14 protein-coding genes are annotated in these 13,311 nt (G+C 68.1%); 3 read left to right on the forward strand and 11 right to left on the reverse strand.

All coding sequences use genetic code 11. The features are described 5' to 3' along the window. Positions 1-70 precede the first annotated feature (70 nt). Positions 71-880 (reverse strand): AraC family transcriptional regulator, encoded by an 810-nt coding sequence (locus tag AKI39_RS09425; RefSeq protein WP_066634797.1) that lies wholly within the window; start codon positions 878-880, stop codon positions 71-73. A 125-nt stretch (positions 881-1,005) separates the two neighbouring features. Here AKI39_RS09425 and AKI39_RS09430 point away from each other — a divergent pair, with 125 nt between their 5' ends. After that, on the forward strand, positions 1,006-2,259 hold the full coding sequence (locus AKI39_RS09430; protein ID WP_066634800.1) for an MFS transporter: 1,254 nt from the start codon (positions 1,006-1,008) through the stop codon (positions 2,257-2,259). A gap of 44 nt (positions 2,260-2,303) precedes the next feature. Here the strand turns inward: AKI39_RS09430 and AKI39_RS09435 are convergent, their stop codons facing one another. Further along, the gene (locus AKI39_RS09435; RefSeq protein WP_443103604.1) at positions 2,304-4,205 is read right to left on the reverse strand and encodes an alpha/beta hydrolase family protein; all 1,902 of its coding nucleotides are present in this window, start codon (positions 4,203-4,205) and stop codon (positions 2,304-2,306) included. Positions 4,206-4,409: 204 nt separating this feature from the next. Here AKI39_RS09435 and AKI39_RS09440 point away from each other — a divergent pair, with 204 nt between their 5' ends. Further along, positions 4,410-4,850: a BPTD_2524 family lipoprotein gene (locus tag AKI39_RS09440; RefSeq protein WP_066634806.1), complete on the forward strand. Its 441-nt coding sequence runs from the start codon at positions 4,410-4,412 to the stop codon at positions 4,848-4,850. A 95-nt stretch (positions 4,851-4,945) separates the two neighbouring features. Here the strand turns inward: AKI39_RS09440 and AKI39_RS09445 are convergent, their stop codons facing one another. Beyond that, a complete protein-coding gene (locus tag AKI39_RS09445; protein WP_235610779.1) occupies positions 4,946-5,383 on the reverse strand; it encodes a PaaI family thioesterase in 438 nt (145 codons plus the stop codon). 75 nt (positions 5,384-5,458) lie between these two features. Here AKI39_RS09445 and dinB point away from each other — a divergent pair, with 75 nt between their 5' ends. Then, positions 5,459-6,535, forward strand: coding sequence for a DNA polymerase IV (gene dinB / locus AKI39_RS09450; RefSeq protein WP_066634809.1), 1,077 nt, complete (start codon positions 5,459-5,461; stop codon positions 6,533-6,535). Positions 6,536-6,582: 47 nt separating this feature from the next. On the opposite strand, the gene AKI39_RS09455 is transcribed toward dinB, so the two are convergent. The 8 genes from AKI39_RS09455 to AKI39_RS09490 all read right to left on the reverse strand — a co-directional run bounded on the left by AKI39_RS09455 (position 6,583) and on the right by AKI39_RS09490 (position 13,308). Beyond that, the gene (locus AKI39_RS09455) at positions 6,583-7,044 is read right to left on the reverse strand and encodes a GatB/YqeY domain-containing protein (RefSeq protein ID WP_066634813.1); all 462 of its coding nucleotides are present in this window, start codon (positions 7,042-7,044) and stop codon (positions 6,583-6,585) included. Positions 7,045-7,213: 169 nt separating this feature from the next. Continuing rightward, positions 7,214-7,657, reverse strand: coding sequence for an excinuclease (locus AKI39_RS09460; RefSeq protein ID WP_145925233.1), 444 nt, complete (start codon positions 7,655-7,657; stop codon positions 7,214-7,216). A gap of 33 nt (positions 7,658-7,690) precedes the next feature. Continuing rightward, positions 7,691-8,917: a beta-ketoacyl-ACP synthase gene (locus AKI39_RS09465; RefSeq protein WP_066634817.1), complete on the reverse strand. Its 1,227-nt coding sequence runs from the start codon at positions 8,915-8,917 to the stop codon at positions 7,691-7,693. Further along, positions 8,917-9,687 (reverse strand): 3-oxoacyl-ACP reductase FabG, encoded by a 771-nt coding sequence (fabG, locus tag AKI39_RS09470; protein ID WP_066634820.1) that lies wholly within the window; start codon positions 9,685-9,687, stop codon positions 8,917-8,919. The genes AKI39_RS09465 and fabG overlap by 1 nt, the downstream gene beginning before the upstream one ends. Then, positions 9,684-10,226: an ApeP family dehydratase gene (locus tag AKI39_RS09475; RefSeq protein ID WP_066634825.1), complete on the reverse strand. Its 543-nt coding sequence runs from the start codon at positions 10,224-10,226 to the stop codon at positions 9,684-9,686. The genes fabG and AKI39_RS09475 overlap by 4 nt, the downstream gene beginning before the upstream one ends. Then, positions 10,223-11,422: a beta-ketoacyl-ACP synthase gene (locus tag AKI39_RS09480; RefSeq protein WP_066634831.1), complete on the reverse strand. Its 1,200-nt coding sequence runs from the start codon at positions 11,420-11,422 to the stop codon at positions 10,223-10,225. The genes AKI39_RS09475 and AKI39_RS09480 overlap by 4 nt, the downstream gene beginning before the upstream one ends. Continuing rightward, positions 11,419-11,979 (reverse strand): hypothetical protein, encoded by a 561-nt coding sequence (locus AKI39_RS09485; protein WP_083228729.1) that lies wholly within the window; start codon positions 11,977-11,979, stop codon positions 11,419-11,421. The genes AKI39_RS09480 and AKI39_RS09485 overlap by 4 nt, the downstream gene beginning before the upstream one ends. Positions 11,980-12,021: 42 nt before the next feature. Then, entirely contained in the window at positions 12,022-13,308 is a 1,287-nt protein-coding gene (locus tag AKI39_RS09490) for an NAD(P)/FAD-dependent oxidoreductase (RefSeq protein ID WP_066634833.1), read from the reverse strand. Positions 13,309-13,311: the final 3 nt, after the last annotated feature.

Here is a 13,311-nt window from a genome sequence, read left to right on the forward strand (position 1 = left end):
GGCCGGCGCGGGCTGCCGGTGTACCGGGGACGGATCGCGCTTTCCACACTGGTCCCGCGTCGTACTGACATCAGCCTGAAAGCGGCCGGTTCAGGTACACATTGGGCGCCGTTCCCATGGCGCGCCGGAACATGGCCGCGAAGGCGCTGGGGCTGCGGTAGCCCAGGTCCGTCGCGATGCGCGCGACGGGCTGACCCAGCGACAACCGTCCCACCGCGTCGGCCAGGCGCACCTGCTGCACCCATTGCCGGAAGTTCAGGCCCAGCTCGGCGCGGAACAGGCGGATCAGCGTGCGTCCGCTGGCGCCGACCTCCTCGCCCCATTCGTCCACGGTCCGGTCCAGGCCAGGGTGCGCCAGGATGGCGCGGCAGACGGCCTGCAGCCGGCGGTCGCTGGGCCAGGGAATGTGGATGGGCAGTACCTTGGCCTGGGCCAGTTCGGACAGCGTCAGGGCGGCGATCTGCCCCGCACGGCCGGACAGCGGGTATTCGATCGGCAAGGCCATCAGGGCCAGGATCAGTTCCCGCAGCAGGCCGTTGACTTCGATGACGCAGCAGTCCGGCCACAGGGCCCGCGCGGCATCGGGCGCGACGTACAGGGTGCGCATGGATACCGGGCTGACCATCTCGACCTGGTGCTCGATGCCTGCCGGGACCCAGAAGGCGCGCAGGGGCGGCAGCGCCCACATGCCCTGCGCGGCGGTCACACGCATGACGCCCTCCACGGCATACAGCAGTTGCCCGCGGGGATGGCTGTGGGGGCCGGTGGTGGCGCCGGCCGTGAACTCCTTGGCCATGGCCGTGACGGCGCGGGGCACGCCCTGGTAGTCATCGGCGTCGATGCTGCGCGAGGGAAAGGCGGCGGGCGGATGGGGGGGCATGAGCGTGTGCGGAAGAACACCGCAGTGTCACTTATTCGACGAAGATTGTCACTCCGACGCGTGCATGACTTATTACACTCCGATCTTGCTACCTCGGTTCATTTTCATTTCTTCTTAGACAGGCCATGAACGCTCCCTTGCCCCATATCGCGCCGGCGGGCGCCCCTGCGGCGGCGCCGGCCGCGGCTGTTGCCGCCTCCGATGCCACTGCCTTCAAGGTACTGGGCGCCATCAGCGTGGCGCACCTGATGAACGACATGATCCAGTCGATCCTGCTCGCCATCTATCCCATGCTGAAGGATTCGTTTTCGCTGAGTTTCAGCCAGATCGGCTTCATCACGCTGACCTACCAGATCGCCGCCTCGCTGCTGCAGCCTTGCATCGGCCTGTATACCGACAGGCGGCCTTTACCGTATTCGCTGCCGGTGGGCATGGGTTTCACCCTGGTGGGCCTGTTGCTGCTGTCCGTGGCGCCGTCGTATCCCTTCATCCTGCTGGCGGCCATCCTGGTCGGCACGGGCTCCTCGGTATTCCACCCGGAATCCTCGCGCGTGGCGCGCATGGCCTCCGGCGGCCGGCACGGCCTGGCGCAGTCGCTGTTCCAGGTGGGCGGCAACGTCGGCTCGGCGATGGGCCCGCTGCTGGCGGCGCTGGTGATCATTCCGCACGGACAGGGCAGCGTGGCATGGTTCTCGCTGGCGGCGCTGTTCGGCATGCTGGTGCTGGTCGGGGTGGGCCGCTGGTACGCCGGCAACCGCTGGCGCCTGAAGCCCAAGGCCCGCGCCGCGAGCGGCCAACCGGTGTTGAGCCGCGGGCGGGTGGCCGCGACGCTGGGCGTGCTGGCGGTGCTGATTTTCTCCAAGTACTTCTACCTGGCCAGCCTGAACAGCTACTTCACTTTCTACCTGATGGACAAGTTCGATCTGCCGGTGCGCAGCGCCCAGCTTTACCTGTTCATCTTCCTGGCCGCGGTGGCGGTGGGCACGGTGGTGGGCGGTCCCGTCGGCGACCGCGTGGGGCGCAAGGCGGTGATCTGGACGTCCATCCTGGGGGTGACGCCGTTCACGCTGGCGCTGCCTTATGCCAACCTGTTCTGGACCGGCGTGCTGGTCGCGATCATCGGCCTGGTGCTGGCCTCCGCCTTCGCGGCCATCGTGGTGTATGCGCAGGAACTGGTGCCCGGCAAGGTGGGCACCATCGCCGGCCTGTTCTTCGGCTTCGCCTTCGGCATGGGCGGCGTGGGCGCGGCCGTGCTGGGACATATCGCCGACATCACCAGCATCGGCTTCGTCTACAAGCTCTGCTCTTTCCTGCCCTTCCTCGGCATGATGGCGGTGTTCCTGCCGGACATGGAGCGTTCGCGGCCGGCGAAGGCCTGACGGCAGGGCCCCGGCGCGTTCGGCGCCGGGACCTGCTCCCGGCCTTAAGGCTTGAGGTGCTGCGCCAAGAACTTTTCCATGGCGTCGTAGAACGCGAACTTGTTCTCGTCGTTATGGAAGCCGTGCCCTTCGTTGTCTTTCACCATGTACTGGACTTCGACGCCGCGCGCCCGCAGGGCCTGCACGACCTGGTCGCTTTCGGCCTTGTTGACGCGCGGGTCCTGGGCGCCTTGCGCGATGAACAGCGGCGTCTTGATGCGGTCCACATGCAAGGCGGGAGACGTCGCCGCCAGGCGGTCCTTGTCTTTTTCCGGATGTCCGACCATGTCGTACATCTTTTCCAGCAGCGGTTTCCAGTAGGGCGGGATCGTGTTCATGAAGGTGAACAGGTTGGACACGCCGACATAGTCGACCGCCGCGGCGTAAAGATCGGGCGTGAAGGTGATGCCCGCCAGCGTCGCATAGCCGCCGTAGCTGCCGCCGTAGATGCCGATGCGCTTGGGATCCGCGATGCCTTGCGAGATCAGCCAGTGCACGCCGTCCGTGATGTCGTCCTGCATCCCCAGGCCCCACTGGCCGAAGCTGGCTTCCCAGAACTTGCGCCCATACCCGGTCGAGCCGCGGAAATTGACCTGCAGCACGCCGAAGCCGCGGTTGGCCAGGAACTGCGTTTCCGCGTTGTAGCCCCAGCTGTCGCGCGCCCAGGGGCCGCCGTGTGGGTTCACGATGATGGGCAGGTTGCGCGGGGGGCGCCCGACCGGCAGCGTCAGGTAGCCGTGCAGCGTCAGCCCGTCGCGGCTCTGGTAGCTGACCGGCTGGACCGGCGCCATGTCGGCCTCCGGCAAGGCCGGGTTGATGTCGGCCAGCTTGACCAGCGTGTCGCTTTTCACGTCGTACAGGTAGCGCGAACCCGGTGTGCGGTCGTTGTAGGCGGCGACGATGAACTTGTCTTCTTCGCGCGTTTCGCCCTGCAGGGCGAATTCATAGCCTTGCAGGCGATCCGCCAGCTTGCGGTAGATGCCTTCGACCTGCATGTCGAAGAACTTGCGCTGCGGCTTGTCGGTTTCGTAGGTGGCGACGGTCAGTACCTTGCGCCGGCGCGAATAGCCCACGCCGCCGAGGTCCGCCTTGCGCGGGTCGTAGAGCATTTCCTCGGCATCGGGCTGGGCGGGATCGATGCGGACCAGGGCCAGGGTGTCGCGCCCGCGGTTGCTCAGCGCGTACAGCTGCTTGTCGTCGAAGGTGAACAGGATGGGGCTGACGTGCGTGCGGTAGTCGGTGGTGATCAGCGGGCGGAACGGCTGTCCTTCGTCGTCGCGGTACAGCAGGGTGGTGTTCAGCCCGTCGCTGGTGACGGCCGCGCGCACCTTGCCGGCGTGGTCCGTCTGCCAGCCGATCACATTGCCCGGGTTCTGCGCCACCTGCACGGACTCGCCGGTGTGCACGTTGACGCGATAGACGTCGAAGACCTGGGGGTCGCGCTGGTTGTGGCCGATCAGGATGTTGTCCGGATCGTCCTCCAGGTCGTCCTCGATGCTTGCGCGCACGTGTTCGTAGGGCGTCAGGTCCACGACTTTTCCGCTATGCACGTTGACGGCCAGGACGTGGAAGTTTTCGTCGCCGCCGAAATCCTTGGCATAGAGGATGGTGTCCGAGCCCTTCCAGACATAGCTGCTGATGTCGCGCGCGGTTTCGCTGGTGAGCTTGCGCGGCTCGCCCACCGGCGTCGCGCCGTGCACGGACTGGACGAAGATATTCATGCGCGGCGGCTGGCCGTCCACGCTGACCGGCCGCATGAAGGCCAGCATGGCGCCGTCGTCGGAAAGGCGGAAAAAGCCGCGATCCGGATTGCGGAAGAAGTCCTTCAGGGGATACTGGCGCGGCGCGGCTGCGGGCGCGCCGGAAGCCGCGCCGATGAGGGTTGCCGCCAGCAGGGTGCGCGTCATGAACTTGAACAATGCGGTCTCCTTGTGAGTCGCCGTGTGATGCGGTCGCGCGGTGGGCGCGGGGTCCGCTCGATAATGCCACGCGGCGCCCGGTCGTGTCGAACGGCCCCGCGGCCAGGCTGCCTCGCGCTGCCGTGCCGCACCGTGGAATCGCCCCGGCGGCGCCGGATGGAGGATAATTGCGCCTCCTTGATCGGAGGATTTATGTTCAGGATATTCGCCGCGGCCGCCACGCTGGCCCTCGGCCTGGCCGGATGCACATTCGGTATCGCGCCCGGCCGCAACTCACCGTCCGGCGATTACAAAATCGCGGTCAACTATCAATCCGCTTACGGCGTCGCCCGCGAGCAGGCGGAACAATGCCTGACCGGCAAGTCCGCCTACCGCGTGGTCGGCAACCTGGATACCGTCGGCCGCAAGGGGCAGGTGAAGGTGCTGGCGCCGTTCACCGACAACAACATCGCCCTGGTGAACCTGTCCGCGATCGACGACCGCAATACCGATGTGCACATCGAAATGTGGGGCGAAGGGATCTGGAACGCCGACGCGGTGACCGCGATGCGGGACGCCATCCGGTTCCAGATTCCGGCGTGCGTGTCGTACATGCCCAGCGATTCGGTGCCCAAGGCCAAGCGCGCGCGCTAGCGCCGGCCGTGCCGCCAGCAGCCATCCCCGGCGCGAACATGCCCGCGACGCCCACGATGCATCGCGCCAGGGCCCGCCCCCGCGGCGGGCGGGCCTTATTCGGCCGCGCCGGGCTTGGGGCGGACGATGCGGAACGTGCCGGAGGCCTTGCAGACGAGCTCGCCGTGGGCGTTGCGGATTTCGCCTTCGCAGAAGGCGATGGACCGGCCCCGTTTCAGGCAGCGCGCCTCGATGTGCAGCTCGCCGTTGGCGGGCGCGAAAAAGCTGGTCGTCATGTCGATGGTGGCCATGCTGACGCCGGGGTCCAGGTCGGCGCGGCCGGCCGCGCTCAGGGTAAAGTCCAGCACGCTCATCAGCGTGCCGCCATGCACGTCGCCCCGGCTATTGGTAAGCTGCACCCGCCAGGGCAGGCGGGTTCGCGCCAGCCCCGGTTCGATATGTTCGGGCACCAGGCCCAGGTAATCCATCAATGGGATGTGGGCGCCGAAGTAATCCGTTTTGACGGGCAGGGTATCGAGGTGCATCGTGTCCATGGGCGTTCGGGTTGCGGCGGGCGCGGGGTTTTTCCGGGGATGTACGGGCGGCGGCGGCCGCGTTGACCAATCATCATGCGCAAAATCGTACACGTCGACATGGACGCGTTCTACGCTTCGGTCGAGCAGCGCGACGATCCCAAGCTGCAGGGCCTGCCCGTGGTGGTGGCCTGGAAAGGGCCGCGCTCGGTCGTATGCGCGGCCTCGTACGAGGCTCGCCGGTACGGGGTGCATTCGGCGATGTCGGTGGCGCGGGCGCTGCGCCTGTGCCCCCAGGCCATCTACGTCGCGCCGGATTTTACGCGGTATCGCGACGTGTCGCGGCAGGTGCGGGAAATCTTCGTCCGGCACACGGACATCGTCGAGCCGCTGTCGCTGGACGAAGCCTATCTGGATGTCACCGCCAACAAGATGGCGCTGCCGTCGGCGACCGAGGTCGCGCGGACGATACGCCGCCAGATACGCGAGGAAACCGGCCTGACCGCCTCGGCGGGTGTCGCGCCCAATAAATTCCTGGCGAAGATCGCCTCGGACTGGAACAAGCCGGACGGCCTGTTCGTGGTGCGCCCGCGCGACGTCATGGCTTTCCTGCGGCCGCTGCCGGTGCGCAAGGTGCCTGGCGTCGGCAAGGTGACGCAGGCCAGGCTGGAAGAACTGGGCATCCAGACGGTGGGCGACCTGGAACTGCGGGCGGTGGACGAACTGGAGCACCATTTCGGCCGCTACGGTCGCCGCCTGCATGAACTGGCGCATGGCATCGACGACCGCGCCGTGGAGGCGGACCAGGTGGCGCAGCAGGTCAGCGCCGAGACCACGTTCGAGACGGATCTGCGGCTGGAGGAGCTGGGCGATGCCATCGGGCGGCTGGCCGAACGCGTTTGGGAACAGGCCTCACGCAAACGCGGCATCGGGCGCACGATCACGCTGAAACTGAAGACTGACCGCTTTCGCCTGTTGACCCGCAGCCATACGCTGACCGCGGCGCCAGGCTCGGCCGCCGCGCTGGCCGAGATGGCGCGCCAGCTGCGCGGCAGGGTGGATCTGCCCGCCGCCACCCTGTACCGGCTGGTGGGGGTGGGAATGAGCAACTTCCCGGACGGCGAAGACATCGCCCGGCAGGTGGAATTGTTCGGCATGGACCAGCCCTATTGACCCAGGCCGCTTGGCGATGCGCCGCGCGGGCGCGCCATGGCCCGGCGTCAGGCCAGCCGGCTCTTCACCTGCTGCGACACCGCGGACATATCGGCCTTGCCGGCCAGCGCCGGCTTCAGGATGGCCATGATCTTGCCCATGGCGGCAGGCCCGGTGACGCCTTGTTTGTGCACTTCCTCGACGGCGGCCGCGATGGCGGCCTCGATTTCCGCCGGCGTGGCGGCCTGCGGCAGGAACTCCTGCAGCACGGCCAGTTCGGCCTTTTCCTGTTCGGCGCTTTCGGTGCGGCCGGCCTGCTCGAAGGCGGCGATGGATTCACGCCGCTGCTTGACCTGTTTTTCGATGATCGCGGTGATCTCCGCGTCGCCGAGTTCGCGACGTTCGTCGACTTCTTTCTGCTTTACCGCTGCCGAGAGGAAGCGCAATGTCGCGAGCCGCGCGGCGGCCTTGGCGCGCATGGCGTCCTTGATGGCCGCGGACAGCGTGTCTTTGAGCGTGGTATTGCTCATGGGTAAACCTCGTGCGTGACGGGAAAGGCAAGGAATGGCCGTTTAGTGCGCGTCAACGCTGGAATGAGCCTTCTTCCAACGTTGACGCGCCCTAGTGTAAACCGGCCATCTCCGGTGAGCGCGTGGCGGGCAATGCCGCGACCGCGCGCGGCACGGCATGCGGCGACGCTTATTTGACGATCGCCAGGTCGCCCTTGAGCGCGACGCCGGCGATGACCGCGCCGGCATGGCATTCGTACTGGGCGGGATCGCGCGTTTCATTCTTCTTGTAGTAGCTAACGATGTTGATCACCGCGTTGGCGCCGGCCTTCTTGGCGGCTTCCTGTAGCGAGACCAGGGCAGATTGCGCGGCCCAGTCGCAGGATTTGTCGTCGCTCTTGCCGAAGGCATTGGTCTTGCGGTTGGTGACGACGTTGGCTTCCACCACCTTGCCGGACGGGGCCTTGGCGCCCGCCAGGTAGAATTTCACGCTGCCGTCCAGTTTGCCGGCGTCGGTGGCATTCTTGACTGCTTCCTGGAACGATTGCATCACGGTACGGTCGGCCGCGTGCGCGGCGGGCGCGCAGGCAAGGGCCAGGGTCAGGATGGCCAGGGATTTCAGGCTCGGGGACATCGGGAAAGCTCCTTTGCGGTTGAGGAAAAAAGGTCAACGCCAGCGGCGGAAGATCAGCGACGTATTGATGCCGCCGAAAGCGAAGTTGTTATTCATGACGTACTCGTTGACCAGGGGCCGGCCTGCGTCGCGCAGGTAATCCAGCTTGCCGCAGCGCGGGTCCACATTTTCCAGATTGAGGGTGGGGGCATACCAGTCGCTGTTCAGCATTTCGATGCTGAACCAGGATTCGAGCGCGCCGCAGGCGCCCAGAGTGTGCCCCAGATAGCTCTTCTGCGAACTGATCGCCATGCCTTCGCCGAAGACCGCTTCGGTGGCCAGGGTTTCCGCGATGTCGCCTTGTTCGGTGGCCGTGCCGTGTCCGTTCACATAGCCCACGGCCGAGGGCGGCAGGCCGGCGTCGCGCAGCGCCATTTCCATGGCCACGCGCATGGTGGCCGCTTCGGGACGCGTGATGTGCGTGCCGTCCGAATTGCAGCCGAAGCCGACCACCTCGGCATGGATGCGCGCGCCGCGCGCCACGGCATGGTCCAGGTCTTCCAGCACCAGCATGCCGGCGCCTTCGCCGATCACCAGGCCATCGCGGGCGACATCGTAGGGGCGGGGCGAGCGTTCGGGTGCGTCGTTCTGCTGGCTGGTGGCGTACAGCGCATCGAAGACCAGCGCCTCGCTGGGGCAGAGTTCTTCCGCGCCGCCGGCCAGCATGAGCGCCTGGCGGCCGTAGCGGATGGACTCGAAAGCGTAGCCGATGCCCTGGCTGCCCGAGGTGCAGGCGCTGGAAGTGGGAATGATGCGGCCCTTCAGCCCGAAGAAAATACCGATGTTGGCCGCGGTGGTATGCGGCATCATGCGCACATAGGAATTGGCGCTGAGGTCGTCGGTGACGCCGTTCAGCAGCATGTTGCCGAAGGCCTTGATCTCGGCCGTGCTGCCGGTGGAGGAACCGCAGGCCACGCCCATGCGGCCGTCCGCGATGTCGGGATCGCCCAGCAGGCCGGCGTCGGCCAGCGCCATTTCGGCGCTGCGCACCGACAGCTGGGACACCCGGCCCATGCTGCGCAATTGCTTGCGCGTCCAGTGCGCGGGCGGCGCGAAATCCAGCACCGGGCCGGCCAGACGCGTGCCCATTTCGGCATAGCGCTCCCATTCCGGCATGTACTGGATGGCGTTGCGGCCGTTATCGAATGCCGCGCGCACGGTGGCCCAGTCGCGGCCCAGTGCACAGATGCCGGCCATGCCGGTGACGACGACGCGTTTCATCAGCACAGTCCTCCGTTCACGCCCAGCACCTGGCGCGTGATGTAGGCGGCCGCCGGCGACAGGAAAAACGCCACCGCGGCGGCGACCTCGTCGGGCGTGCCCATGCGCGCTGCCGGGACGGCCTTGAGGATCTCTTCCACGGGGACGTCGTCGCCGATCATGTCGGTGTCGATCAGCCCTGGCGCCACGCAGTTGACCGTGATGCGGCGCTTGGCCAGTTCCACGGCCAGGGCCTTGGCCGCGCCGATCAGCCCCGCCTTGGAGGCGCTGTAGTTGACCTGCCCGCGATTGCCGATGATTCCGGAAACCGATGTCAGGCAGACGATGCGCCCAGGCGCGCGACGGCGGATCATCGGCATGACCACGGGATGCATGACGTTGTAGAAGCCGTCCAGGTTGGTGCGCAGGACGTCGTCCCAGTCCTCGCCGCTGAGCGCCGGGAAAGCCCCGTCGCGGGTCAGGCCCGCGTTCAGTACGACGCCGTAGTAGGCGCCGTGCGCCTCCATGTCGGTGTTCAGCGCATCGGCCGCGGCGGCGCGGTCGCGCACGTCGAATTGCAGCACCCGCGCCGGGCGGCCCAGTTCGCGCACCGCGTCGCGCACGGCCTCGGCTTCCTCGCGCCTGGCGCGGCAGTGGATGATGGGCGTATAGCCCGCCCGCGCCAGCGTCAGCGCGATGGCGCGGCCGATGCCCCGGCTGGATCCTGTCACGAGTACCGGCAGGGAAGGGGGCGGCGCGTTCGCGGCGTCGGTGTATTCGGTCTTTGTCATGGCGAGACCTTGCGGGTCTTCAAGTAAGTGTCGGTCGGCGTGCATGGGGCGGCCGGCGTGGCATCCGCGCCGTCATCGGCGGGCGCCGCTTCGCGCGTGAAGGCGGTCGCGTCGGCGGGCCGGTAGACGTTCAGCCGCGCGAAGGCCAGCAGTTCGTCGCCGTCGCGCAGCTCGCATTCGAAGACCCCCATGCCCGCGGCGTCCTGCAGCGACTGCACGGCGCGCACGGACAGGCGGGTACCTGCCGGGAAGCACGCCACATGGCATCCGTAGCGGCGCGTACCCAGGAGGAAACCCAGGCCGACTTCCCGATCCTGGTCGAGCGCCTGGCAGCCGGCCCAGGCGCCGATGGCCTGCGCCATGATTTCCAGTCCCATCCAGGGCGGCAGGCTGCCGTCGGCGCTGCCGTACAGGCCGCCGGGCTTGACCACGGCGGTGGCGCGCAGCGATTCGCTGTCCCAGTCGTCCACCGTGTCGATCAGAATGGCGTCGCCGGAGTGCGGGAGAAGCCGCGCCACGGGCCAGGGGCAGGCCGTCATGGCTGCGCTCCGAAGATCAGGCTGGCGTTGCTGCCGCCGAAAGCGAAGGAGTTGCTCATGGCCACGCGTGGCGCGTTCGCGGGCAGGCGGCGGCCCGGCGCCGTCAGGTCCAGGGGCGGCAGGGCGGGGTCGGCGGCGCCGTCCCAGCGCTGCGGCGGCAGGCGGCCGGCCAGGCGCGCGTCGTCGATCACCGCCCAGCACAGCGCGGCTTCGATGGCGCCCGCGGCGGCCAGGGTATGGCCGGTCAGGGGCTTGGTGGAGGCGCAGGCCACGCCGTGCGGAAACACGGCGTGCACCGCCTGGCTTTCCATCGCATCGTTGTGCTGCGTAGCCGTGCCGTGCAGGTTCACCCAGCCGATGTCGCGGGCCGCGAGGCCCGCGTCGGCCAGGGCGGCGCGCATGGCCTGCGCCGCGCCGGCTCCGGTGGGGTCCGGTGCCGACATATGCCATGCGTCGCTGCTGCCGCCGCCGCCCAGCAGGGCCACGGCCGTATCACCGGGGCGGTCGCGCTGCATCAGGAACAGGGCGGCGCCCTCGCCGATGTTGATGCCGTCGCGATGCGCGGAGAAGGGATTGCACAGTCCGCGGGACAGCGCTTCCAGTGCCGCGAAGCCATTGATGGTCAGCGGACACAGGGTATCGACGCCGCCGCAGATCACCGCGTCGCAGGCGCCGCGGGCAAGCAGGCGCCGGGCCGTCAGCAGCGCGCGGGCGCCCGATGTGCAAGCGGTGGACAGCGTGTAGGCCGGCCCCGCCACGCCCAGCCAGTCGGCCAGGAAGGACGCGGGCGAGGCCAGGGCCTGGCGACGGTAGTCGTAATCGGGCGGCCACGCGCCGTCCTGTTCCAGCGCGCGGTAGCCGTATGCGTTTTCGTTGACGCCGGAAGTACTGGTGCCCAGCACGATGCCGACGCGCAGCGGGCCGTATCCCGCGATGGCGCCGCGCAGCGCGCTTTCGATCTGCATCGCGGCATCCAGCAGCAGGCGGTTGTTGCGGCTGTCGTAGTGGCGCGGCATATCCGCCGGCAGGTCCGGCAGTTCGGCCGGCGCGACGCCCAGCACGATGCTGCGGTCCGGAATCCACCCTGCCCGCGCCTGCATGCCGGACGTGTCGCCGCGCAGCGCCGCATCGGCCACGGCGTCGATGCCGCGGCCCAGCGCACAGACGATGCCGGGCGTGCCCACCCAGGCCGTCATGGCGACTCCTTGAGCGGTTCCACGCGCCAGGTCGTGCCGCCGCCGGTGGTGATGGCGAAGGTATCCGCGGGCGCGCCGGCTTGCCAGACCACGCGCCAGCGCACGTTGCAATCGTCGTTCATCACCCGTTCGCGGCCGCCGTCCGCGGTGGCGTTCTGGCGCCAGTCCTTGCCGGCATAGGCGGACGGCAGCGCGGCCGCGGGCGTCCAGGCGAAGAGGATGGCGGAAAACATCTCGCTGGCCTGTCCGTTCGGCCGCATGAAGCCGTCATTGCGCCATTTGCCGTCCTGCAGGATCTGCCGCGCCATGGGCATGCCCAAGGGATCGAACATCGACCAGCGCGTGGCATCCGGTCCTTCGGCCTGCACGACCAGCAGTGCGTCCTGTCGCGGCTGCCCGGCGGCCTGCATGCTGACGTGGAGGCGGCGCGGCAGCGCCATGTCGGCCTGGGCCAGGGGGGTGGGCGGCACGCCGGCACAACCGGCCAGCCAGAGCGCGCCCAGCACGGGCAGGGCGGCAAGCAGGCGTCGGCGGATGGATGAAGGGGAAGGCATCATGCGAAAAAGAAAAAGCAAAGGCAGCGGTCGGCGGTGCGAGCCTCAGGCCGCGGGTTCCAGGCGGCCCGATACCGGCGCGGGGACGCCGGCGGACCCGCCCGAAATGGCGCAGATTTCCGCCAGCGTGCGCAGGCGCCGCGCGTGTTCGGCGACGAAGGGATTGTTCCTGTCCCAGGCATAGCCGGCCAGGATGGAAGAGATCATGCGGCGGATTTCCGGCTGGGCGCGTTCGTAGAATACGACGTCGCGGAAGGCGCCGGTGTACCAGCCTTCGACATAGGTGCGGAACGTTTCCACGCCCACCATCAACGGGTCGGCGAACTCGCGCTGCCAGTCCACGGCCTGGCCGCCCAGCTGCCGGTGCAGCGCGTCGGCGGCCAGCTTGGACGAGTGCAGGGCGATGGTCACGCCGGACGAGAACACCGGATCCAGGAATTCGGCGGCGTTTCCGAGCAGTGCATAGCCGGGGCCGTGCAGGGAGGTGACGCTGGCCGAATAACCGCCTATCGCATTGGCGGGCGTATCCCAGACGGCATGCGCCAGCAGGCGCTTCAGGTTCGGCGTGCCGTCGACCAGCTCGCGCAGGCGCGCCATGAGGTCAGGCGCCTCGCCGATCAAGTCGGCGCCGCCCACGACGCCCAGCGAGCAGCGTCCCCCGGAAAAGGGTATGGTCCAGAACCACACGCTGGGATGCTCGGGATGCACGCTGATCAGGATTTTCTGGCGGTCGAACGACGGGTCCTGGATGCGGTCCTCGATATGCGTGAACAACGCCCTGCGCGGCGGCAGGCCGCTGGGCCGTTCCAGATCGAGCAGGCGCGCCAGGACCCGGCCGTAGCCGCTCGCGTCGAGGACGAAGCGCGCGGCGATTTGCCGCACCGGCGCATCGGGCACGCCGGCGGGGCGCACCGACAGCAGCGGGTGGTCGCCGGAGAAATCCGCCGCCACCACTTCCTGTTCATAGCGCACGTCCGCCCCCTGGCGCGCCGCTTCGTCGGCCAGGATCTGGTCGAAGCGCGAGCGCAGTACCTGGAAGGTCGTCCCAGGACCGGGAGAAAACTTGTCGCGGAAATCGAAGGCCGTGTAGCGGTCGCCCCAGGCGAAGGCCGCGCCGTTCTTTTCCTGGAAGCCCGCCGCTTGCACCGCGGGCAGCATGCCTGCTTCCTCGATGAATTCGATGCAATGGGCCAGCAGGCTTTCACCGATGGAAAAGCGCGGAAAGCGCTGGCGTTCCAGCACCATGACTTCATGTCCGCGGCGGCGCAGCAGCCCGGCGGCGACCGCGCCGGCGGGCCCCGCTCCGATGATGACGACTTCGTGCTTTTCCACGTT

Origin of the sequence: Bordetella sp. H567 (assembly GCF_001704295.1) — a bacterium.
Taxonomy (GTDB): domain Bacteria; phylum Pseudomonadota; class Gammaproteobacteria; order Burkholderiales; family Burkholderiaceae_B; genus Bordetella_C.

Excerpts from the sequence above, each read along its gene's own strand:
- AKI39_RS09425 (WP_066634797.1), bottom strand. The coding sequence starts at position 880 with ATGCCCCCCCATCCGCCCGCCGCCTTTCCCTCGCGCAGCATCGACGCC.
- AKI39_RS09430 (WP_066634800.1), top strand. The coding sequence starts at position 1,006 with ATGAACGCTCCCTTGCCCCATATCGCGCCGGCGGGCGCCCCTGCGGCG.
- AKI39_RS09435 (WP_443103604.1), bottom strand. The coding sequence starts at position 4,205 with ATGACGCGCACCCTGCTGGCGGCAACCCTCATCGGCGCGGCTTCCGGC.
- AKI39_RS09440 (WP_066634806.1), top strand. The coding sequence starts at position 4,410 with ATGTTCAGGATATTCGCCGCGGCCGCCACGCTGGCCCTCGGCCTGGCC.
- AKI39_RS09445 (WP_235610779.1), bottom strand. The coding sequence starts at position 5,383 with ATGGACACGATGCACCTCGATACCCTGCCCGTCAAAACGGATTACTTC.
- dinB (WP_066634809.1), top strand. The coding sequence starts at position 5,459 with ATGCGCAAAATCGTACACGTCGACATGGACGCGTTCTACGCTTCGGTC.
- AKI39_RS09455 (WP_066634813.1), bottom strand. The coding sequence starts at position 7,044 with ATGAGCAATACCACGCTCAAAGACACGCTGTCCGCGGCCATCAAGGAC.
- AKI39_RS09460 (WP_145925233.1), bottom strand. The coding sequence starts at position 7,657 with ATGTCCCCGAGCCTGAAATCCCTGGCCATCCTGACCCTGGCCCTTGCC.
- AKI39_RS09465 (WP_066634817.1), bottom strand. The coding sequence starts at position 8,917 with ATGAAACGCGTCGTCGTCACCGGCATGGCCGGCATCTGTGCACTGGGC.
- fabG (WP_066634820.1), bottom strand. The coding sequence starts at position 9,687 with ATGACAAAGACCGAATACACCGACGCCGCGAACGCGCCGCCCCCTTCC.
- AKI39_RS09475 (WP_066634825.1), bottom strand. The coding sequence starts at position 10,226 with ATGACGGCCTGCCCCTGGCCCGTGGCGCGGCTTCTCCCGCACTCCGGC.
- AKI39_RS09480 (WP_066634831.1), bottom strand. The coding sequence starts at position 11,422 with ATGACGGCCTGGGTGGGCACGCCCGGCATCGTCTGTGCGCTGGGCCGC.
- AKI39_RS09485 (WP_083228729.1), bottom strand. The coding sequence starts at position 11,979 with ATGATGCCTTCCCCTTCATCCATCCGCCGACGCCTGCTTGCCGCCCTG.